Annotated in this window: 16 protein-coding genes; 7 read left to right on the top strand and 9 right to left on the bottom strand. The window is 68.6% G+C overall.

Translation table 11 applies throughout. The annotated features are described in order from the left end of the window. Positions 1-334: 334 nt before the first annotated feature. Complete coding sequence (acnA, locus tag E6R18_RS12675; RefSeq protein WP_136316993.1) at positions 335-3049, top strand: aconitate hydratase AcnA; 2715 nt, start codon at positions 335-337, stop codon at positions 3047-3049. A 99-nt stretch (positions 3050-3148) separates the two neighbouring features. Here acnA and E6R18_RS12680 read toward each other — a convergent pair whose 3' ends face one another. Further along, positions 3149-4057, bottom strand: a complete 909-nt coding sequence (locus tag E6R18_RS12680; RefSeq protein ID WP_136316994.1) for a VCBS repeat-containing protein — start codon at positions 4055-4057, stop codon at positions 3149-3151. A 137-nt stretch (positions 4058-4194) separates the two neighbouring features. Beyond that, complete coding sequence (locus E6R18_RS12685) at positions 4195-5049, bottom strand: VCBS repeat-containing protein (protein ID WP_136316995.1); 855 nt, start codon at positions 5047-5049, stop codon at positions 4195-4197. Between the two features lie 281 nt (positions 5050-5330). On the opposite strand from E6R18_RS12685, the gene E6R18_RS12690 reads away from it, so the two are divergent. Next, positions 5331-5591 (top strand): GlsB/YeaQ/YmgE family stress response membrane protein, encoded by a 261-nt coding sequence (locus E6R18_RS12690; protein ID WP_136316996.1) that lies wholly within the window; start codon positions 5331-5333, stop codon positions 5589-5591. 78 nt (positions 5592-5669) lie between these two features. Here the strand turns inward: E6R18_RS12690 and E6R18_RS12695 are convergent, their stop codons facing one another. The 4 genes from E6R18_RS12695 to E6R18_RS12710 are packed head-to-tail and all read right to left on the bottom strand — an operon-like array spanning position 5670 to position 10119. Next, the gene (locus E6R18_RS12695) at positions 5670-7049 is read right to left on the bottom strand and encodes a GH1 family beta-glucosidase (protein WP_136316997.1); all 1380 of its coding nucleotides are present in this window, start codon (positions 7047-7049) and stop codon (positions 5670-5672) included. A gap of 8 nt (positions 7050-7057) precedes the next feature. Then, positions 7058-7912 carry a carbohydrate ABC transporter permease gene (locus E6R18_RS12700; RefSeq protein WP_136316998.1) on the bottom strand — a complete coding sequence of 285 codons (855 nt, stop codon included), beginning with the start codon at positions 7910-7912 and terminating at the stop codon, positions 7058-7060. 5 nt (positions 7913-7917) lie between these two features. Continuing rightward, on the bottom strand, positions 7918-8877 hold the full coding sequence (locus E6R18_RS12705; protein WP_136316999.1) for a sugar ABC transporter permease: 960 nt from the start codon (positions 8875-8877) through the stop codon (positions 7918-7920). 12 nt (positions 8878-8889) lie between these two features. Further along, on the bottom strand, positions 8890-10119 hold the full coding sequence (locus tag E6R18_RS12710; protein WP_136317000.1) for a sugar ABC transporter substrate-binding protein: 1230 nt from the start codon (positions 10117-10119) through the stop codon (positions 8890-8892). Positions 10120-10388: 269 nt separating this feature from the next. Here E6R18_RS12710 and yicI point away from each other — a divergent pair, with 269 nt between their 5' ends. The 3 genes from yicI to E6R18_RS12725 all read left to right on the top strand — a co-directional run bounded on the left by yicI (position 10389) and on the right by E6R18_RS12725 (position 14233). After that, positions 10389-12644 carry an alpha-xylosidase gene (gene yicI / locus E6R18_RS12715; protein ID WP_136317001.1) on the top strand — a complete coding sequence of 752 codons (2256 nt, stop codon included), beginning with the start codon at positions 10389-10391 and terminating at the stop codon, positions 12642-12644. A gap of 247 nt (positions 12645-12891) precedes the next feature. Further along, a complete protein-coding gene (locus E6R18_RS12720; RefSeq protein ID WP_168712337.1) occupies positions 12892-13455 on the top strand; it encodes a Uma2 family endonuclease in 564 nt (187 codons plus the stop codon). Positions 13456-13588: 133 nt separating this feature from the next. Then, on the top strand, positions 13589-14233 hold the full coding sequence (locus E6R18_RS12725) for a histidine phosphatase family protein (RefSeq protein WP_136317002.1): 645 nt from the start codon (positions 13589-13591) through the stop codon (positions 14231-14233). 10 nt (positions 14234-14243) lie between these two features. Here the strand turns inward: E6R18_RS12725 and E6R18_RS12730 are convergent, their stop codons facing one another. The 3 genes from E6R18_RS12730 to E6R18_RS12740 form a co-directional block, all read right to left on the bottom strand. After that, positions 14244-14453, bottom strand: coding sequence for a DUF397 domain-containing protein (locus E6R18_RS12730; protein ID WP_136317003.1), 210 nt, complete (start codon positions 14451-14453; stop codon positions 14244-14246). Further along, the gene (locus tag E6R18_RS12735) at positions 14450-15283 is read right to left on the bottom strand and encodes a helix-turn-helix transcriptional regulator (RefSeq protein WP_136317004.1); all 834 of its coding nucleotides are present in this window, start codon (positions 15281-15283) and stop codon (positions 14450-14452) included. Before E6R18_RS12735 ends, E6R18_RS12730 begins: the two co-directional genes overlap by 4 nt. A 137-nt stretch (positions 15284-15420) precedes the next feature. Beyond that, positions 15421-18987, bottom strand: coding sequence for a GH92 family glycosyl hydrolase (locus E6R18_RS12740; protein WP_136317005.1), 3567 nt, complete (start codon positions 18985-18987; stop codon positions 15421-15423). 777 nt (positions 18988-19764) lie between these two features. On the opposite strand from E6R18_RS12740, the gene ngcE reads away from it, so the two are divergent. Both ngcE and E6R18_RS12750 read left to right on the top strand, forming a co-directional pair. Next, on the top strand, positions 19765-21210 hold the full coding sequence (ngcE, locus tag E6R18_RS12745) for an N-acetylglucosamine/diacetylchitobiose ABC transporter substrate-binding protein (RefSeq protein WP_136317006.1): 1446 nt from the start codon (positions 19765-19767) through the stop codon (positions 21208-21210). Positions 21211-21260: 50 nt separating this feature from the next. Then, positions 21261-22184, top strand: coding sequence for a sugar ABC transporter permease (locus tag E6R18_RS12750; RefSeq protein ID WP_136317007.1), 924 nt, complete (start codon positions 21261-21263; stop codon positions 22182-22184). Positions 22185-22225: the final 41 nt, after the last annotated feature.

Here is a 22225-nt window from a genome sequence, read left to right on the forward strand (position 1 = left end):
TCTCAGATATGAGATGGCACTCGCGTGGGGGTGTGCCGTTCGGGTGAGAGTGGTGTGCTGGATGTGGCGGGGAAGTCGTACGGGAGTGCGGTGAGTACGCGCGGATGCGCGGCGCATCAGGGCGCCCGGACATGACCCGTCAGCGGTCATGTACTAGAGTTATCTCGACATCGAGATATATGCCGAAGGCGCACAGCGGGCTGCCGCGCGGTAAGGGTTACCTAACTAAGCCTTACCTTAGCGGATGGCTCGGTGGTCCGAGGCGGCACCACGCGGCGCCCGCCGTGGTGAGGCGCGGCGCGGAGTTACGCGCACATTGATGAAGGAGACTGTCGTGTCGGCGAACAGCTTCGACGCCCGCAGCACGCTGCGCGTGGGCGACGAGTCGTACGAGATCTTCAAGCTGGACAAGGTCGAGGGCTCCGCGCGCCTCCCCTACAGCCTGAAGGTGCTGCTGGAGAACCTGCTCCGCACGGAGGACGGCGCGAACATCACGGCCGACCACATCCGGGCGCTCGGCGGCTGGGACTCCCAGGCTCAGCCCAGCCAGGAGATCCAGTTCACGCCGGCCCGTGTGATCATGCAGGACTTCACCGGTGTGCCGTGTGTCGTGGACCTCGCCACCATGCGTGAGGCCGTCAAGGAGCTCGGCGGCGACCCGGCGAAGATCAACCCGCTGGCCCCGGCCGAGCTGGTCATCGACCACTCCGTCATCGCCGACAAGTTCGGCACCAACGAGGCGTTCGCGCAGAACGTCGAGCTGGAGTACGGCCGCAACAAGGAGCGCTACCAGTTCCTGCGCTGGGGCCAGACCGCCTTCGACGAGTTCAAGGTCGTCCCCCCGGGCACCGGCATCGTCCACCAGGTCAACATCGAGCACCTGGCCCGTACGGTCATGGTGCGGGGTGGCCAGGCGTACCCCGACACCCTCGTCGGCACCGACTCGCACACCACCATGGTCAACGGCCTCGGCGTGCTGGGCTGGGGCGTCGGCGGCATCGAGGCCGAGGCCGCGATGCTCGGCCAGCCGGTCTCCATGCTCATCCCGCGCGTCGTCGGCTTCAAGCTGACCGGCGAGCTCCCGGCCGGCACCACCGCCACCGACCTCGTGCTGACCATCACCGAGATGCTCCGCAAGCACGGCGTCGTCGGCAAGTTCGTGGAGTTCTACGGTGAGGGCGTCGCCGCCACGTCGCTGGCCAACCGCGCCACCATCGGCAACATGTCGCCGGAGTTCGGCTCCACCGCCGCGATCTTCCCGATCGACGACGAGACGCTGAAGTACCTGCGCCTGACCGGCCGAGACGAGCAGCAGGTCGCGCTCGTCGAGGCGTACGCCAAGGAGCAGGGCCTCTGGCTGGACCCGTCCGCCGAGCCCGACTTCTCCGAGAAGCTGGAGCTGGACCTCTCCACGGTCGTCCCCTCCATCGCCGGCCCGAAGCGTCCGCAGGACCGCATCGTCCTCGCCAACGCCAAGGCGCAGTTCGCCCAGGACGTCCGCAACTACGTGGACTGCGTGGACGAGGCGGGCAAGGAGTCCTTCCCGGCCTCCGACTCCCCGGCCATCGGCGCCGCGGGCCCGACGAACCCGGTCCCCGTCACCGCCCCCGACGGCACCACGTACGAGCTGGACCACGGCGCGGTCACCGTCGCCGCGATCACCTCCTGCACCAACACCTCGAACCCGTACGTCATGGTCGCCGCCGCGCTCGTGGCGAAGAAGGCGGTCGAGAAGGGCCTGACCCGCAAGCCGTGGGTGAAGACCACCCTCGCCCCGGGCTCGAAGGTCGTCACCGACTACTTCGACAAGGCGGGCCTGACCCCGTACCTCGACAAGGTCGGCTTCAACCTCGTCGGCTACGGCTGCACCACCTGCATCGGCAACTCCGGCCCGCTGCCGGAGGAGGTCTCCAAGGCGGTCAACGAGCACGACCTGGCCGTGACCTCGGTCCTCTCCGGCAACCGCAACTTCGAGGGCCGGATCAACCCCGACGTCAAGATGAACTACCTGGCGTCCCCGCCGCTGGTCGTCGCGTACGCCATCGCCGGTTCGATGAAGGTCGACATCACCAAGGACGCCCTCGGCGTCGACCAGGACGGCAAGCCGGTCCACCTCGCGGACCTCTGGCCCTCCGAGGCCGAGGTCAACGACGTCGTGGCGAACGCCATCGGCGAGGACATGTTCAACAAGTCCTACCAGGACGTCTTCGCGGGCGACGCCCAGTGGCAGGCGCTGTCGATCCCGACCGGCGACACCTTCGAGTGGGACTCCGAGTCCACCTACGTGCGCAAGCCCCCGTACTTCGAGGGCATGACCATGGAGACCTCGCCGGTCGAGGACATCACCGGCGCCCGGGTCCTGGCCAAGCTGGGCGACTCGGTCACCACCGACCACATCTCCCCGGCCGGTGCGATCAAGGCCGACACCCCGGCCGGCAAGTACCTCACGGAGCACGGCATCGAGCGCCGCGACTTCAACTCCTACGGTTCGCGCCGCGGCAACCACGAGGTCATGATCCGCGGCACGTTCGCCAACATCCGCCTGCGCAACCAGATCGCGCCGGGCACGGAGGGCGGCTACACCCGCGACTTCACCCAGGCGGACGGCCCGGTGTCGTTCATCTACGACGCCTCGCAGAACTACCAGGCCGCCGGCACCCCGCTGGTCATCCTGGCCGGCAAGGAGTACGGCTCCGGCTCGTCCCGCGACTGGGCGGCCAAGGGCACCGCGCTCCTCGGCGTCAAGGCCGTCATCGCCGAGTCCTACGAGCGCATCCACCGCTCGAACCTCATCGGCATGGGCGTCCTGCCGCTCCAGTTCCCGGAGGGCCAGACCGCCGAGAGCCTCGGCCTCACCGGCGAGGAGACCTTCTCGGTCACCGGCGTCACCGAGCTGAACGACGGCACGACCCCGCGCACGGTCAAGGTCACCACCGACACCGGCGTGGAGTTCGACGGCGTCGTCCGCATCGACACCCCCGGTGAGGCGGACTACTACCGCAACGGCGGCATCCTGCAGTACGTGCTCCGCAGCCTGATCCGCAAGTAGGGATCCGCGGCAGTACACAGCGAGAGGGCCGCATCCCCGGCGACGGGGGTGCGGCCCTCTCTCACGTTCCGCAAGGAACCACCGGAACTACCGGACGGCTCAGAACAGGAACTTGTAGCTGTTCCAGCCGCTCGTGCCGATCTTCACCTTGGCCTTGTACGGGGCCGCGGCGTTGCCGGTGCCCTGGTACAGGTAGAGCTCGCCGCCCTTGCGGGCGATGAGGTCGGTGCGGCCGTCCTGGTCGATGTCACCCGTGGAGACCAGGCGGTCGTACTGGTTCCAGCCGCTGCCGATCTGGGTGCGCTTGGCGAACGGCGCCTTCTGGTCGCCGGTGCCCTTGTACAGCCACAGGACGCCGGACTTGTCGCGCGCGACGACGTCGTTCTTGCCGTCGCCGTTCAGGTCGCCGTTGCCGGCGATCTCGCTGTAGATGTTCCAGCCGTAGCCGGCCTTGATGCGCTTGGTGACCTTGCCGTCGCCGTACCCGAGGTAGACGTAGAGGTCGCCCTTGGTGTCGACGGCGAGCATGTCGCCCGCTGCCGCTCCGCCGATCTGGCCGGGGGAGATGATCTTGTTGTAGATGTTCCAGCCGTTGCCGATCTTGATCGACGTCGAGCTGAACTTCAGGTAGCCCATGTCTCCGTTGGTCTCACGGAACCAGAGACCGTCGCTCTTGCCGTCGACCTGGTTGTCGACCTGCATCATCGCGGAAACGCCGAGCCAGCCGGAGCCGTAGACCTCGCGGGAGGTGAGCCCGCCCTTGCCGTTCGGGCCGTACGCGTACGCGGTGCCCGCGGAGTTGACGGCGTAGAGCGAGAAGTGCGGGGTGACCGCCGCAGCTGCCTTCGCGGGCGCGGCGGGCGGCTGACCCGTCGCCGCGCCGAGCGACGGCTGCGGGGCGTCCGCGGCCACGGCGGAGGTGCCGGTGGCGACGAGGGCGGCGGTGAGCGCCGCGGCTGCCGCGCGAGCGGCTATGCGTGTGTAGTGCCGGCCAGTGGTTTTGGCCACAAGTACTCCATGGATCGTGAAGTGGGACGTGGCCCGCCGCCCGGAGGCGGCGGGCCACCGATTCAGCCGAATCGTGTCACGATTTCGGGCGCGAAACCTTCACGTTTCGTCATGAGTCTGTAACCGCGGGGTTCTGCTCAGAAGAAGAGGCGGTACGTGTTCCAGCCCGAGGTGCCGATGATGGCCTTCGGCTTGTACGGGGCCGCGGCGTTGCCCGTGCCTTGGTACAGGTACAGCTCGCCCTTGGCGTTGCGCGCGACCAGGTCGGTGGTGCCGTCCATGTTGAGGTCGCCGGCGGCGAAGATGGCGTTGTACTGGTTCCAGCCGCTGCCGATCTTGGTGCGCTTGGCGTACGGGTCCTTCTGGTTGCCGGTGCCCGTGTACAGCCACAGGACACCGGACTTGTCGCGTGCGACGAGGTCGCCCTTGCCGTCGCCGTTCAGGTCGCCGTTGCCGGCGATGTCGGTGTAGATGTCCCAGCCGTAGCCGACCTTCAGGCGCTTGGTGACCGTGCCGTCGCCGTAGCCCAGGTACAGGTAGACGTCGCCCTTGGTGTCACGGGCGAGCAGGTCGCCGCCCTCGGCACCGCCGAACTGACCGGTGGAGACCAGGGTGTTGTACATCCCCCAGCCGTAACCGATCTTCTTCGCCGCGGAGTTGTCGTTGGCGTAGTAGTAGATGTCGCCCTTGGTGTCGAGCTGCCAGCGGCCGTCCGCGATGTTGTCCGCGTTGTTGTCGACGCGGCCGACGAACTTGACGTCCTTCCAGCCGGTGTCGAGCGGTACGCGCGTTTCGAGGCTGCCGTCACCGCTCGGGGTGTAGTAGTACGAGTTGCCGGAGCCGTCGAGACCGGCGAGACCGAACAGGGGCGCGTCGCCCGGCTCGGCGGCGAAGGCGGCGGATGCGCCGGTGCCGACCAGTGCCGCGGCTATCGCGGCGGCGGCGAGACGGGCGGCGGCCCGCCCGGTCCGACGGCCAGAGATCTTGGCCACGTGTGTTCTCCATGGATGGTGGGACGAGGCGTGACGCGCCGCGGGATACGGGGACACGCCACGGAATTGAGGGTGATCCTTTCACGACTCCCTCACGTCTCCAAGGGTTTGGCGAAATGAGGCCAACGCTGCATCTTCGCCCCGGTATGCGGACGTTGCGGAGTCGCTGCGGGGTCGCACCCACCCGCGTTCGAAAATCCGTGTGCGTACACCGGCCCATGCCGGGCAAGCGGACGTTAGCTTCCCGAAACTCTCAGGACAGCGGAAGAAGAGGAGTTGTCGTGTCATTTCTGTGGGCCATCATCGCGGGACTCATCATCGGCCTGCTGGCCAAGCTGGTCGTCCCCGGCCGTCAGCCCATCCCCCTGTGGCTGACCGTCCTCCTCGGTATCGTCGGCGCCATCGCCGGCAACGCTCTCGCCACTGCCTTCGGCGTGCGTGACACCGGGGGCATCGACTGGATCCGGCACATCTTCCAGATCGGCGTCGCCGCCGTCCTCATCGCCTTCGTCACCCCCATGTGGGCCCGACGGCGCACCTGAGCGACCGCGCACGACAACGCCCTGCCCGCCGCACATCGCGGCGGGCAGGGCGTTGTCGTGTCCGCGGCCCTTCCGGGGTCAGGCCCGGTGGGCCGCGATCAGCCCCTGATACCAGCGGTAGCTGTCCTTCGGCGTGCGCTCCTGGGTCTCGTAGTCGACCCGGATGATGCCGAACCGCTTCGCGTACCCGAGCGCCCACTCGAAGTTGTCCAGCAGCGACCACACGTAGTAGCCCCGCACATCGACGCCGGCGTCCATCGCCGCCCGCAACGCCGCCAGGTGTGTACGCAGATACTCGACGCGGTCCGCGTCGCGCACCGACCCGTCCGGCTCCACGGTGTCGTGCTCCGCCGAGCCGTTCTCCGTGATGTGCACCGGCGGCAGGGCGTCCCCGTAGGTCTCCTTCAGCGCGGTCAGCAGGTCGGTGAAGGACTCCGGGACGACCGGCCAGCCCATCGCGGTCCTGCGCACATCTGGGTACTCCGTCTCGGCGTACCGGTTGTCGGTGGCGACTCGCAGCGCCGGGTCCGGCTCGCGGTGCGGGGCGTCGGCGACCACGATCGGGCGGTAGTAGTTGATGCCCAGGAAGTCCAGCGGCTGGGAGATCAGCTCCAGGTCGCCCTCGCGCCGGAAATCCTGCCCGGTGATCAGCTCGCCCCAGGTCTCCTCGTCGGTGGCCGGGTAGCGGCCGGCCAGGATGGGCTCGGTCCACACCAGGTTGTGCTGGGTGTCCGCGCGGACCACCGCCGCCAGGTCGGCGTCCGACCCGGTGGCCGGGACGTTGCGGTCCAGGTTGAGGGTGATGCCCGCCTCCCGGACGCCCGCCGCCCGCAGTTCCTTCATCGCCAGGCCGTGGCCGACGAGCAGGTGGTGCGCGGCGGCCAGGGCGCCGCGCCCCTCCTTCGCGCCCGGCGCGTGCCGGCCCACGGAGTAGCCGAGGAACGCGCTGCACCACGGCTCGTTCAGCGTGATCCAGCGCGGCACCCGGTCGCCCAGGTGCTCCGCCATGATCGCGGTGTACTCGCCGAACCGCTCGGCCGTCTCCCGTACTCGCCAGCCGCCCCGGTCCTCCAGGGCCTGGGGCAGGTCCCAGTGGTACAGGGTGGCGGCCGGCTCGATGCCCGCTTCGAGGAGTTCGTCGACGAGGCGGGAGTAGAAGTCCAGGCCCTTGGGATTGACCGGGCCCGAGCCGTCCGGCTGGATGCGGGACCAGGCGATCGAGAAGCGGTACGAGCCGACGCCCAGATCACGCAGCAGCGCCACGTCCTCCCGGTAGCGGTGGTAGTGGTCGCAGGCGATGTCGCCCGTGTCACCGCCGTCCGTCTTGCCGGGTGTGTGGCTGTAGGTGTCCCAGATCGACGGGCCGCGGCCGTCCTCCTCGGCGGCACCCTCGATCTGGTACGAGGCCGTGGCCGCGCCGAAGACGAAGCCGGGCGGGAACACGGGGAAGTCAGTCATGGAAACCCTCACTTGACCGAGCCGCCGGTGATCCCGGCGGCGATGTACTTCTGGGAGAGGACGAGCAGGACCGCGGCGGGGATCGCGGACAGCACGGACGCGGCCATCACCGAGCCCCAGTCGCCGACGTGGGCGCCGATGTACTGGTAGATGCCCAGCGTGATCGGCTTGACGTCGTCGGTGGTGTTCAGCGTCAGCGCGAACATGAAGTCGCTCCACGCGTACAGGAACGAGAACAGCCCCGCCGTGATCAGGGAGTTGCGGCTCATCGGGAGCACGACCCGCACGAACGTACGGAAGCGGCCGGCGCCGTCGACCTCGGCGGCCTCGATGACCTCGCGCGGGATGGCGACCATGAACGACCGCATCAGCACGATCGCGAACGGGATGCCGAGCGAGGCGTCGGCCAGCATCAGACCGGCGTAGGAGTTGACCAGGCCGAGGTCCACGTACGCGCTGTACAGGGCGTTGGCGATGACGATGCCCGGCACCATCTGGGTGATCAGCGTGCCGAAGACGATGGTCTTGGTGCCGCGCAGCTTGAACTGCGCGAGCCCGTAGGCGGCGGGCGCCGAGATCGCCAGGCAGATGGCCACCGCGCCGAGCGCGACGGCCAGCGAGGTCAGCAGGTTGCCGCCCTGGTCGGTGAGGGCCGAGCGGAAGCCGGACAGGTCCAGGCTGTGCGGGAAGGGGTTGACCTCCAGCAGCCCGGACTCGGGCTGGAGCGCGGTGTTCACCATCCAGTACAGCGGGAACAGCATCACGCACAGCACCAGGATGCCGAAGACCATGGCGCCCCAGCGCCGCTTCGGCCGGCCGGTGAGACGGGTGGGGGCGGCGGGGGTACGCGCAGTGCTCGCCATGCCGGTCACTTCCCCTCGTTGCGGTTGGCCCGCAGGTAGAACACCGCGAAGACGGCGGAGATCAGGATCAGGATGTTGCCGACCACGGCACCGGCTCCGAAGTCCAGCTGGACGAAGGAGTTCTGGTACGTGAGGGTGCCCAGGGTCTGCGTGGAGTCGGCGGGGCCGCCGTCGGTGAGCGCGAGGATCAGGTCGAGGATCTTCACCGTCGACATGAACCCGAGCACCAGGACGACGGTGATCACCGGGCGCAGCATCGGCAGGGTGATGGAGCGGAACGTCCGCCAGGCGGATGCGCCGTCCAGCGAGGCGGCCTCGTACAGCTCCTTGGGGACCTCCTGGAGGCCGCCGTAGAGGATCACCATGTTGAACGGGATGCCGATCCAGATGTTCACCAGGATCACCGAGACCAGCGCCATGCTCGTGCTGGTCAGCCACGGGGTGTCGCCGCCGGCGCCGATCGTGCCCAGGAACGAGTTGAGGACGCCGGTGTCCTGGTCGAGGATGCGCCGCCAGACGACACCCGAGACGACCATCGGCACCAGCCACGGCAGCAGGATCAGCGACCGCAGGATGCCGTTGAGGGGGAAGCGGCGGCTGAAGAAGACGGCGAGGCCCAGGCCGATGCAGAACTGCCCGACCAGGGAGCCGATCGTGAACAGGATGGTGTGCCACAGGGCCTTGCCGAAGAGCTCGTCGTTGAAGACGTTGCTCCAGTTGTCCATCCCGTTGAACGGGGACTTGCCCGTGAAGAACGTGGACGGCGAGTAGTCCTGGAAGCTCATCACGATGTTGCGGACGAGCGGGTAGCCGAAGAAGAGCGCCATGAAGATGACGGCGGGGGCGATGAAGCCCCACTGGGCGAGCCGCCTGCGGGCCCGGATACGGGCAGGGTTCGGCGGCTTCGCGGCCTTCTTCGCGACGGGCGCGGGGCCCGCGGCTGCGGAAGCGGTGGTGGTGGACATGGTTCGGATACCTCAGTTCCCGCTCGTCGCGCGCTTCTGGGCCCGTTTGAGGGCGGTCTCGCTCGGCTCACCGGTCAGGGCGGACTGGAACGCGCTCTGCAGCGCGAGGGAGACGGACGACCACCGCGCGCCGAGCTTGGCGGTGCGCGAGCGGGCCGTGGCGACCTGGTCGGCGAGGGCCGCCAGCTCCGGCGCCTTCGTACGCCACACGGCGGCGGCCTTCGCGTTGGCCGGGACCATCCAGCTGTTGATGGCGTAGGTGATCTGCTCCTGCTCGCCGGCCATGCAGCCGATGATCTTCGCGGACATCTTCTCCCGCGCGTTGTCCCCGGTGTTGGGCACGGTCAGCACGCCGCCGCCCAGCGGCCCCACCGAGTCGTCGCCCGCCTTCGGGACCGGGATCTGGGCGATGCCCCAGTTCAGCCCCTTTTTGGAGTTCAGGGTCTCGACCTGCCACGGGCCGTTGATCATCATCGCCGCGTTGCCCGCCATGAACTGGTCGTTCACATCGGCCTGGGTCCAGTTGACCGTCGACTTGGAGAGCGAGCCGTCCTTCAGCAGGCTCTTCCAGTAGTCCAGCGCCCCGGCGACCTCGGGGCTGTCGAGCTTGGTCTCGTCGCCGCCGTTGGACCACATGAACGGGGTGAACTGGAAGACGCCGTCCTCGGCGCCGCCCGCGCTGAGCGCGAGGCCGTACCGCTTGCCCTGGGTCAGCTCCTTCGCGGTCTCCCGCATCTCGGCCCAGGTGGTGGGGACCTTGAGGCCGGCCTTGTCGAGCGTGTCCTTGTTGTAGAACAGCGCCAGCGTGTTCACGGTGCGCGCGGCCCCGTAGTACGTCCCCTCGTACGAGCCGAAGTTCACGATCCCCTCGGGGATGTCCTTCGTGGTCAGGCCGAGGTCCTTCAGCGGGATCAGCCCGCCCGCCTCGGCGAACGTCGGCATCTCGGAGGCGTCCAGCTGGAGCACGTCGGGCAGCGACTTGGACGACGCCATCCGCAGCGCCTTGGTCATCACCTGCGAGGCCGGGACGCTCTGCTGCTCGATGGTCACCCCGAGCTGCTTGCTGCACCGGGCCAGGGTCTGGGCGTCCCAGCGGTGGTAGGACTCGTCGGTCGACGAGTTCAGGACGGTGTACACGTCCGGGTCCCGCTGCTGGCCGCAGCCGGACAGGACCACGCCGCCGATCAGCGCGGAGACGACGGTGAGCGGGACGGCGACCCCGGGGGTGAAGCGGTTCGACATTCTGCTGCCTCTTGTCGGCAAGGGCTCGGGCGGCTGCGCTGCCGTCCGACCGATTTGTTTGCTGGCAGTACTAATACGGCATGTCAGCGCTCGTTTCTAGACCGTCCTGGTGACATACGCGTCACACAGGGGCAACATGCCCGCTCGCGAGGGGTGTCGAGGGCCTGATTCAGGCGGATTCACAGCCTTTGTCGAGTGAGTCGAAGCGCTTCAACAATTATTTGTTTTGTGTACGATCAAAATCAGGACCCACAGGAACGGACCCCCCCATGAAGTTCACCGACGGCTTCTGGCAGATGCGAGACGGTGTCCACGCCTCGTACGCCACCGAGCTCCGCGACCTCCGCCTCGACGCCGGCCGGCTCACCGCCTACGCCGCGGTCCAGCACGTGACCCGGCGCGGCGACACGCTGAACGCCCCCCTGATCACCGTGGAGGCGTACGCCCCCGCCGAAGGCGTCATCGGTGTCCGCGTCACCCACCTGGCGGGCAAGCGTCACCCGGGCCCCGACTTCGAGCTGCCCGGCGCCACCGGCGACGCCTCGGCCACCGCCCGGGACCACGGCGGCGCCGCCGAGCTGACGAGCGGCCCGCTCACCCTCCGGCTCGCCACCACCGGCGGCTTCGGCCTGGAATTCCTCGACGCGGACGGCCGGCTCCTGACCGCCGCCGGACGCAAGGGGACCGCCTTCGCCACGACCGGCGACGGCGGCCACCACATGCTCACCCAGCTCGCGCTGGGCGTCGGCGAGACGATCCACGGCCTCGGCGAACGGTTCACCCCGTACGTCAAGAACGGCCAGGCCGTCGACATGTGGCAGGCGGACGGCGGCACCAGCAGCGAGCAGGCGTACAAGAACGTCCCGTTCTACCTCTCCTCGCGCGGCTACGGCGTCTTCGTCAACCACCCCGGCAGGGTCTCCTTCGAGGTGGGCTCCGAAGCGGTCGGCCAGGTGCAGTTCAGCGTCGAGGACCAGACGCTGGAGTACTTCGTCGTCGCCGGGCCCACCCCCAAGGAGGTGCTGGCCCGCTACACCGCGCTCACCGGCCGCCCCGCCCTGCCGCCGGCCTGGTCCTTCGGCCTGTGGCTGACCACCTCGTTCACCACCTCCTACGACGAGGCGACCGTCACCTCCTTCGTGGACGGCATGGCCGAGCGCGGCATCCCGCTCTCCGTCTTCCACTTCGACTGCTTCTGGATGCGCGAGTACCAGTGGTGCGACTTCGAGTGGGACCCGCAGACCTTCCCCGACCCGGCCGGCATGCTCGCCCGCCTCAAGGACAAGGGCCTGAAGATCTGCGTCTGGATCAACCCGTACATCGCGCAGAAGAGCCCCCTGTACGCGGAAGGCGCGGCGAACGGCTACTTCGTCCGCACCCCTGACGGCGACGTCTGGCAGTGGGACATGTGGCAGGCCGGCATGGCCCTGGTGGACTTCAGCAACCCGGAGGCCACCGCCTGGTTCCAGGGCAAGCTGAAGACGCTCCTCGACCAGGGCGTCGACGGCTTCAAGACCGACTTCGGCGAGCGCATCCCCACCGACGTCGTCTGGCACGACGGCTCCGACCCCGAGCGGATGCACAACTACTACACGCACCTGTACAACAAGGCCGTCTTCGAGCTCCTGGAGAAGGAGCGCGGCCAGGGCGAGGCCGTCCTCTTCGCCCGGTCCGCCACGGCCGGCGGCCAGCAGTTCCCCGTGCACTGGGGCGGCGACTGCTGGTCCTCCTTCGAGGCGATGGCGGAGTCCCTGCGCGGCGGCCTCTCCCTCTCGCTGTCCGGGTTCGGGTTCTGGAGCCATGACATCGGCGGCTTCGAGGGCACCCCGGACCCGGCGGTCTTCAAGCGCTGGCTCGCCTTCGGCCTGCTCTCCTCGCACAGCCGGCTGCACGGCTCCTCCTCGTACCGCGTGCCGTGGGAGTTCGGCGACGAGGCGGTCGAGGTCGCCCGGCGGTTCACCGAGCTGAAGCACCGCCTCATGCCCTACCTGTACGGTGCCGCCGTCGAGGCCCACCGCACCGGCATCCCCGTCATGCGCCCGATGCTCCTGGAGTTCCCGGAGGACCCGGCCGCCCGCACCGCCGACCGGCAGTACATGCTCGGCCCGGACCTCCTGGTCGCCCCGGTCTTCAGCGAGGACGGCGAGGTCGAGTACTACGTCCCCGAGGGCACCTGGACCCACCTGCTCACCGGCGAGACCGTCACCGGCCCCGCCTGGCACCGGGACACCTACGGCTTCGACAGCCTCCCGCTGCTGGTCCGCCCCGGCGCGGTCCTCCCGCTCGGCGCGGACACCTCCCGCCCCGACGGCGACTGGACGGACAACCTCCAGCTGCGCGTGTACGCCCCCGAGGGCACCGGCGACCTCCATCGCACGGTGACCGTCCCCGACCTCACGGGCGCCCCCGCCGCCACGTACGAGGTGGTCCGCGAGGACGGCACGCTCCGGGTCACGGCCGACGCGGACCGGCCGTACGAGATCGTGGTCGTCGGCGACGCGGCGCTGGAGGTCGTCAAGGGCTGAGCACACGCGGCCGGTGGCCCGGGGCCTGCCCATCGCACAGGCCCCGGGCCACCGGCCGAAGCCGGCTCGTGGTGGCGTGCGGGCCCATGCCGACGCCACCACGAGCGGATGGCTCACGACGTGCGTTCGGGGCCTGCTCCTGGTGGATGAACCTGATGTCGGCGGGTGGGGCACCCGTATGCTGGCCGTGTACCGCCTGCCGGGTCACACCGCGGCTTCCGGGCGGGGCAGGAGGTGAAGAAGGGCAATGAGCGTTGCCATCGACCACACAGGGCCTTGGACCGTTGCGGACGTCCTGGCTCTGCCCGAAGACCGCACCACCCGCTACGAACTGCTGGGGGAATCCCTCGTTATGTCCCCCGTCTCCGGCATCCGGCACCAGCGGGCCTCGCTCCGGCTCGCCATGATCCTCCACGCGGCGGCCCAGGCAGCCAACGCGCCGGTCGAGGTGCTGGAGGCCATCAATGTCATCCTGCCCTCCGGTCTCGTGGTCCCCGATCTCGTGGTGACCGACGCCGGCGCGAGTGCCGAGGAGGTCGTCAGCGTCGAAGCCGAGGGCGTACAGCTCGTGGTCGAGCTTGTCTCACCCGGTAACCGCACTGTGGACCGCAAGTTCAAGCCGATGCTCTACGCCGAGGCCGCGATCCCGCATTTCTGGTGCCTGGAGTTCGACCCCGCGCCCATGCTCATCGTCTACGAGCTGGAAGGCGGCCGGTACGTGGAGCGGACGACCGCACTCGCGGGCGCGACCACCCACCTGTACGCCCCGTTCCCGGTCGCCATCGATCCGGCCGGACTCTCCCGCCAGTAGGTGCTGGCCACATCCGGTCACTCCCGGGCGCGCCCGCCCGCCTCACCACGGGCGGAATGCGATCGTGGACCGGCGGGTTCGCACCCTCGACAGCACGTGAGCGGAAACAGCACCGAGAGCGGATGGCCTTCACATGGGCGAGTTGATCCTGATCCGGCACGGCGAGACCGAGTGGTCCCGCAACGGGCGGCACACGAGCCACACCGATCTGCCCCTGACCCCCCTCGGGGAACGGCAGGCCCGCTCCCTCGCCCCGCTGCTCGCGGACCGCTCCCTCGCGCTCACCCTGGTCAGCCCTCTCGTCCGGGCCCGGCGCACCGCCGAACTCGCCGGGCTCACCGCGCCCCGCATCACGCCCGATCTGCGCGAGTGGGACTACGGCGGCTACGAGGGCATCACCACCGACGAGATCCACCGCACCCGCCCCGGCTGGAACCTCTGGACGGACGGCGTCGCCGCCGGCCCCGAGGCCCACCCGGGCGAAACCCCGGCGGAGGTCGGCGACCGGGCCGACCGGGTGCTGGCCCAGATCGCGGAGGCCGCCCGGCGCGCCGGGGACGAGGACATCGTGCTCGTCGCCCACTCCCACTTCCTGCGCGTCCTGACGGCCCGCTACCTCGGCCTGACCCCGGCGCAGGGCACGCTCTTCCAGCTGGCGACGGGCGCCGTGTCCCGGCTCGGCACGGAGCACGGCCGGCCGGTCATCACGGCCTGGAACGTGGCCCTGCCGGAGAGCCTGCTGCCCACGGTTGTTCCGGACGCTCAGGAACGTGGCTGAGCGGGACGCCTCAGAGCGAGCCGTCCCCGAGGGCGGCGACGAAGGGCGCCCAGTGCGCCCGCGCGAAGGTGAGCGCGGGCCCGTCGGGTCCGGCCTTGCTGTCGCGCACGGGAACGAGACCGGGGAGGTTGTCGGCGATCTCGACGCACTCGCCGCCATCCCCGTTGCTGTACGACGACGTACGCCAGGCAGCGATGCTCAGGCCGGGTTCGGTGCTCATGAGGTCGCGAACTCCCTCGCCGCCGAGGTGATCCGATGCAGGGATGCCTCCGGCGACAGCGCGACAGCCCTCGCCAGATCGTAGGCGGAGCGGTACTGCTCCACCAGCAGCGGGTCTTCGACGAGTTGGCCGCTGTAGGCACCTTCCGTGCACGCGACGGCGGGAGCGTCGGCGAACTGCGTCAGAGTCATCGACGCGTGCAGGAAGGGGTGGGCCCCGGCGGAGAACGGCAGAACCTGTGTGACGACACGGGGCCGGGAGTCGGTCTGTTCGGCGAGGTGTGTGAGCTGTTCAGCCATCGCAGCGCCTCCGCCCACCGGCAGGAGCAGAGCAGCTTCGTGAATCACCATCCAGAGCATCGGAGCGTCAGGCGAGTCGAGGAGACCTGTGCGCTCCATGCACGTCTGGACGTGTCCTTCGATGACCTCTGCGGTGGCGAACGGGTGGGCAGCCCGCGTCAGCGCCCGCGCGTACGACTCGGTCTGCAGGAGTCCGTGGACGGTCATCGACGTGTAGCTGCTGATGGACGTGGCGCGCAGCTGCAGTTCGGCAGCGTCCGCGAAGTACCCCGCCACCTTCGACTCCTGCGCCAGCCGGCACGGCCGCTGAAGGTGCTCGCCGGTCCCCAGTAACCCGTCCAGGGCCCGGGACATCTCCAACTGCGGGCGGCGCGTGGCCGATTCGAACTGGCCGATGTACGAGCCGGAGCAGAAGACCCGCTCGCCCAGCTCGGTCTGCGACATCCCCGCCGCCTCGCGCAGGCGGCGCGACTCGGCGCCGTAGAAGGTGCGGGCATCGATGTACGGGTCCAGGTCCTTCGGCTGCGGCATGCCACCGAATGCAGAGGCCGCCCGACGGCCCCGTACCCCCGATCGGCACATGTCCACCCGCACGGGCGCCCGCCGGAGAAACGCGCCCGGCCGGCACCCCGCGAGGGGCACCGGCCGGTCGTCACATGCGCGGGGGCTCAGGAGATCAGCTCCACCTCCGCGAGCGTCGCCTCACCGTCGAACACCAGCCGGTAGTGCGCGTAGGTGCCGGGGGACTTCACCGAGAAGGCCCGCGTCTGCTTGTCCCAGGCGAAGGTCTGGCCGGACCGCTTGTCGAGGTCCTTCCAGCTCCTGCCGTCCGCCGAGCCCTGGAGGACCCAGCCGGCCGGGGCCTTCGCCGCCGTCGCCGAGGTCAGCGTGTACTGGGCGGCCTTCGTGGCGGACGGGACGGGGAGTTCGACCGTGGCGGCGGTGCCGGTGGTCGCCGAGGTGTTGTCGAACAGCGGTCCCTCGCCCTTCAGCACGTCCTTCGCCGGGGACGGCACCTTGTCGTCCTTCGTGACGGAGACCGGGGCGGCGTTCTTGCCGGTGCCCCAGGCGGAGGGCTTGGCGCCCATGTCGAAGTCCAGCGTCCCGCCCTTGGCCAGCAGGTCGTGCGGCAGCGCGGTGGAAGTCCACTTCTTGCCGTTGACCTTCAGGCCCTGGACGTAGATGTTCTCCGCGCTGTTCTTCGGCGCCCTGACGACCAGCTTGCGGCCGTTCTCCAGGTGCACGGTGGCCTTGGTGAACAGCGGCGAGCCGATCGCGTACTCGCCGCTGCCCATGACCAGCGGGTAGAAGCCGAGCGAGGAGAAGAGGAACCAGGCCGACTGCTCGCCGTTGTCCTCGTCGCCGTGGTAGCCCTGGCCGATGTCGCTGCCCGTGTACAGCCGGCCGAGGACCTCGCGGACCTTCTCCTGCGCCTTGTACGGCTGCCCGGCCGCGTCGTACATGTACGTGACGTGGTGGGCGACCTGGTTGCTGTGCCCGTACTGGCCCATCCGCACGTCACGGGCCTCCGTCATCTCGTGGATGACGCCGCCGTAGCTGCCGACGAACTCGGGGCCCGCCGTCTCCGGGGTGGCGAAGTAGGTGTCCAGCTTCTTGGCGAGCCCGTCCCGGCCGCCGTAGAGGTTGGCCAGGCCCCGGCTGTCCTGCGGGGCGGTGAAGGCGTAGCCCCAGCCGTTGGTCTCCGTGTAGTCGTAGCCCCAGACACGCGGGTCGTACAGGTCGGAGGGCAGGCGCCAGTCGCCCTGGGCGTCCTTGCCCTGGAAGAAGCCCGCCTTGTCGTCGAACAGCTCCACGTAGTCGCGGGCCCGGTTCATGAAGTACTCGGACTCGTCCTTGTAGCGCTGCTTGTGCGTCTTCTCGTAGAGCGCCTGGCCCATCCGCGCGATGCCGTAGTCGTTGACGTAACCCTCCATCGACCAGGACATGCCCTCGTGGGTCGTGGTGTCGGCGTACCCGGTGAACGGGGACGTCTCCATGCCCTTGCGGCCGACGCCCGAGGACGGCGGGACCACCGTGGCGTTCTTCAGGGCCGCGTCGTACGCCGCCTCCGCGTCGAACTTCACGCCCTTGACGTACGCGTCGGCGAACGCCACGTCCGAGGAGGTGCCGGTCATCAGGTCCGCGTAGCCGGGGGAGGACCAGCGGGAGATCCAGCCGCCGTCCTTGTACTGCTGCACGAAGCCGTCGACCATCTCGCCGGCCTTCGAAGGGGTGAGGAGGGAGTAGGCCGGCCAGGTCGTCCGGTAGGTGTCCCAGAAGCCGTTGTTGACGTACACCTTGCCCCGGACGATCTTCGCGCCGGTGTGCGTCGGGGTGTCCGAGCCGACCTGCGGGGAGAACGGGGAGGCGTAGGTGTCCTCGCCGTTGACCTTCTCGAAGCCCGAGTTCGGGTAGAGGTAGAGCCGGTACAGGCTGGAGTACAGCGTGGTCAGCTGGTCGGCGGTCGCGCCCTCGACCTCCACCTTGCCCAGCAGGCCGTCCCAGGCGTCCCGCGCCTTGTCCTCGACGCGGTCGAAGGAGCGCGAGGCGGGGATCTCGGCGGCCAGGTTCTTCTTCGCCTGGTCGACGCTGATCAGCGAGGTCGCCAGGCGCAGGTTCACCGTGCGGTCCTTGCCCGCGTCGAAGCGCAGGTACCCGGTGACGTCGTCACCGCCGCCGCCGGAGAGCTTGCCGCTCGCGGTGACGGGCGCGTCGAAGACCCCGTACACGAACAGGCGCGTCGCCCCGGTCGAGCCGCCGCTCTTGACGTCGGAGAAGCCGGTGAAGGAACTGGTCCCCGGGTCCAGGGTGAGCCCGCCGTCGTTGGAGACGTTGTCGAAGACGATGCTCGCGTCCTTGCCCGGGTACGTGAACCGCATCCGCGCCGCGTGGTCGCTCGGCGCCATCTCGGCCTTGAGGCCGTTCTCGAACGTCACCCCGTAGTAGTGGGGCCTGGCCGTCTCGTTCTCGTGCTTGAACGGCAGCGCGCGTGCCGTGCGGGAGGCGTCCGGGGTGCCGGAGGCCGCCGACGGCATCAGCTGGAAGGTCTGCCGGTCGCCCATCCAGGGGCTCGGCTCGTGGCTCGCGCTGAACGCCTGCATGGTCGGCAGGTTGTCCTCGTTGTTGCCGCGCGCGTAGTCGTAGAGCCAGCTGGTCGAGCCGGCGTTGGTGACCGGCGTCCAGAAGTTGAAGCCGTTGGGGACGGCGGTCGCGGGGAAGTCGTTGCCGCGCGAGAAGGAACCGCTGGAGTTGGTCCCGCGCACGGTCGAGGCGTAGTCCGAGAGGTGCGCCTTGCGCTTCTCGGGCGCCTTGGGCGCGATCTTCAGGTCGTCGATCCAGCCCTGGAACTTCGCCCGGCCCTTGGGGGAGTCGTACGCGACCAGGACGCGGTCCACGGTCTTGCCCGCGGCGACGGTGCCGATCTGGGCCTCGACCTTGTTCCACTGGTTGACGTAGAGCCGCTTGGCGTCGGCCTGGCCCTGCGGGGTCAGCAGCCCGCCGTCGGAGTCGGTGGCGTGCAGATCGCTCAGGTAGGTGCCGTCGGTGAACGCCAGGTCCACCGCGACGTGCGTGGCCGGGTAGGACAGGTCCGTCTCGCCCATCTGCGGGTAGACCAGGTAGGAGAGCTCGGTGTCCCGGGTGACGGGCGTGTCGACGTCGAAGACCTTGTTGTACGAGTAACCGCGGCCGTCCGCCTTGTGCGTACCCGCGTACCGCAGCGCCTTCTTCCCGGTGAAGCCGGCTCCGGCCTTCGCGGTGGGGGAGCCGGACGGGCCCCGGTCGACCTGGCTGCGCATGTCGGCGGGCGCGGGGGCCGAGGTGTCGCCGTCGGAGAACTGGACGTCGGCGAGCTGGGTGGCGTCGGTGGCGCCGTTGTTCCTGGTGATGTCCAGGCGGAAGTGCTGGTAGGCCCGGTCCGCCTCGAAGTCGTACGACTTGGTCTGGAAGCGCTCGCTGAAAGTCTGGCCGGTCCGGGTGTCCAGGTCCGTCCAGGTCTTGCCGTCCTCGGAGCCCTGGAGGGTCCAGTCCCTGGGGTCGCGCTCGTCGTGGTCGTCGGCCGAGGTCAGCGCGTACGTCACGACCTTCACCGGCTCCGCGAGGTCGAACTCGGCCCAGGCGGTGGGCTCGAACGACAGCCACTTGGTGCCGGACTCGCCGTCGACGAGGTTCTCCTTCACCTCGCCGCCGCCGGTGTTCTCGTCGCTGGCGCGGACGTCCGTGACCTGGTCGGTCACATTGCCCGGTATTCCGGAGGAGAAGCCGCCGTCGACACCCGATGCCCGCTTCTTTCCGTCAGGGCCCTCTTCTACGGTATTGCGCCAGTCCGGCTGCTTTTCGTCCTCTTCGAAGGACGTGCTGAATGTCCGGTCACCCGTGGGCCGGTGACCCTTTCCGGCGGGCCCTGCCGATTGAGCGGCGGCCGCGGTGGGGGCTGTCACGACCAGGACCAAGGAGGCCGCGATCAGCGCTGCCGTGCTGCTTCGTCTCGTGCGAGAACGGTGTGGGGGGTGCATGCGGAGCCATTCCTCCCGGGGAAAGTGCGCTTGGACAACGTTGTCAGAAGATGCGCAGGAACAAGTAGGGAGCGAAGTGGCGCGTGGTGTCAAGGGTGTTGGTCCGGAGCCGGCTGCAGAATCGACCGTAATGCGGAAATCGTTACACCGGGAGGAGGGCGCACGGTGCCGAGGTATCCGCGAGGTCTCAACTCGGGAAAGACTCCCGTGCAAACTTGCTTTCGATCTTGCTCAGTTGGCGGCAAGTGGACTATACCTGTCGGCGTCTGCACAGCCGGGTCACCGGTTGAGCGGCAGGGGGACACGGGGGCAGGACAACACGACGCCGCAGGTGCGTCGTCTGTTCGGTGCCCCGACGCCCCCCACGGCAATGGTTAGCCTGAAATCTGTACCACCCAAGCGCAACTGACCGCGGTGGCGGGGCCCTTCGCTGAGGCGAATAACGACGGGGCGACCGGTACACACCGCCTGAGTCCTGGAGAAGGCGAGGACTTGAGCATGGGATCCACCTCCGCCCACAAGAATGAGGGCCTTGGCCGTCGCGATGTGATCAAGCGTTCTGCCGCACTCGGTCTGATCACCGTCCCGACGATGAGCTTCCTGTCCGCCTGCGCGAGCGGCGACAGCGGCAGCGACGACACGGTCAAGAAGGGCAAGACCAGCGCGAAGAACCCGCTGGGCGTCAACGAGACGGCCGCCCTCGACGTGGTCATCTTCGACGGCGGCTTCGGCCAGCAGTACGCGATCGACGCGGAGAAGAAGTACACCGCGGCCTACCCCAAGGCCAAGGTCAAGCACTCCGCCACGCAGAAGATCCAGTCGCAGCTGCAGCCGCGCTTCAACGGTGGTACCCCGCCGGACCTGATCGACAACTCCGGTGCCGAGCAGATGGACATGGGTGTCCTCGTCGGCAAGAAGCAGCTGCTCGACCTCACCCCGCTGATGGACGCCCCGTCCATCGACGACCCGAGCAAGAAGGTCCGCGACACCCTGCGTCCGGGCGTGCTGGAGATGGGCCAGTTCGAGGGCGACCCGGTCTGGATCATGTACTACGCGTACACCGTGTACGGCGTGTGGTACTCGCAGACCGCGCTCGAGAAGCTCGACGCCGAGTACCCCGAGAACTGGGACGACATGCTCGCCCTCTGCGCGAAGGCGAAGAAGCAGGGCATCGCGGGCTGGACGTACGCCGGTAAGTACCCGTACTACCTGCCGTTCTCGCTCTACCCGTTCATCGCCAAGATCGGCGGCCGGGAGGTTCTCGACAAGATCGACAACCTGGAGCCGAACGCGTGGAAGGACCCCGCCGTCAAGGCGGCGTTCGAGGCGTACTACGAGCTGTACAAGAAGGGGTACATCCTCAAGGGCACCCCCGGTCTGACCCACATCCAGTCGCAGACCGAGTGGACGAAGGGCAAGGCGCTCTTCATCCCCAACGGTTCCTGGGTGGAGAACGAGGCGGCGCCGACCACGCCCAAGGACTTCAAGATGATGGTCGCGGCCCCCTCCGGCCTGGACTCGTCCGACAAGATGCCCTTCGGGACCATCTGGGCGTCCGGCGGCGAGCCCTTCGTCGTCCCGGCCAAGGCGAAGAACCCGCAGGGCGGCATGGAGCAGCTGCGCATCATGCTCTCCGAGGAGTCCTCGAAGAACTTCACCAAGCAGGTCAAGTCCCTGAGCGCCTTCAACGGCGGCACCGACGGGCTGACCCTGTCCACGGCCATGCAGGCCGGCGTCGACGCGCTGAAGAAGGCCGGCGACAACGTGGTGAACCCGCGCCTCCAGGACTGGTACGTCAAGCTCCAGAAGGAGCAGATCGGCACCGCCGGTCTCGGCGAGATGATGGCCGGGCGCCTGACGCCCGCCGAGGCCATCAAGAAGATCCAGGACTACGCGGACGCCGCGGCCAAGGATCAGTCCATCAAGCACTACAAGCACCAGTGAGCAACCGTCACCAGCGGCGGCACCCGCGGAAAGATCGGGGTCGGTAAACGATGCAGCACGGCAAGTACCGGTTCATTGTGGGGTTCCTGGTAGTCCCCTTGGCCTTGTACGCGGTCTTCGTCATCTGGCCGTTCATCCAGGCCATCTACTATTCCTTCACGGACTGGACCGGTCTGAGCCCGGACTTCAAGATGGTCGGCTTCAGCAACTACACCAGGATGCTGAAGGACGACACTTTCTGGAAGTCCCTCCAGCACAGCGTGATCCTGGTGCTGGTGCTGCCGCTGGTGACGTTGGGCCTCGCGCTCTTCTTCGCCTTCATGCTGAACGTCGGAGGCCGCCGGCGGAAGAACGCCGCGGTCTCCGGTGTGCGGGGCTCGGGCTTCTACAAGATCGCGTATTTCTTCCCGCAGGTCCTCTCGATCGTCATCGTCGCCCTGCTGTTCCAGTTCGCGTACAACCCGCGTTCGGGAATGGTGAATTCGGCGCTCAAGGGGATCGGCCTCGACTCCGTCCAGCCGGACTGGCTGGGTGACCCGAGTCTGGCCCTGATCTGCGTCATGGTGGTGCTGGTCTGGTCGACGGTCGGCTTCTTCGTCGTCCTCTTCTCGGCCGGAATGGCGTCCATTCCCAAGGACTTCTACGAGGCGGCGCTCCTGGACGGGGCCAGCCGCGTCACGACGTTCTTCAAGATCACCGTGCCGCTGCTCTGGGACACCATCCAGTCGGGCTGGGTCTACATGGGCATCCTGGCCCTCGGCGTCGAGGCGTTCACGGCCGTCCAGGTCATGACGGTCGGCCCCGGCGGCCCCGACTACGCGACCTCGATCCTGCCGCTGTACGTCTACCAGACCGCCTTCCGCGACGGTCAGGCCGGCTACGCGACGACGATCGGTGTCGGACTCCTCATCGTCACCATGGCGTTCGCCGCCGTCGTGATGCGGCTGGGCCGGCGCGAGCGGCTGGAGTTCTGATGCCGCGCCTCCCGGGACGCGGTGCCCGGACCCCCAGCAGG

The sequence above is a fragment of the Streptomyces sp. A1277 genome, from assembly GCF_004795015.1.
In the GTDB taxonomy this organism is placed as follows: Bacteria; Actinomycetota; Actinomycetes; order Streptomycetales; family Streptomycetaceae; genus Streptomyces.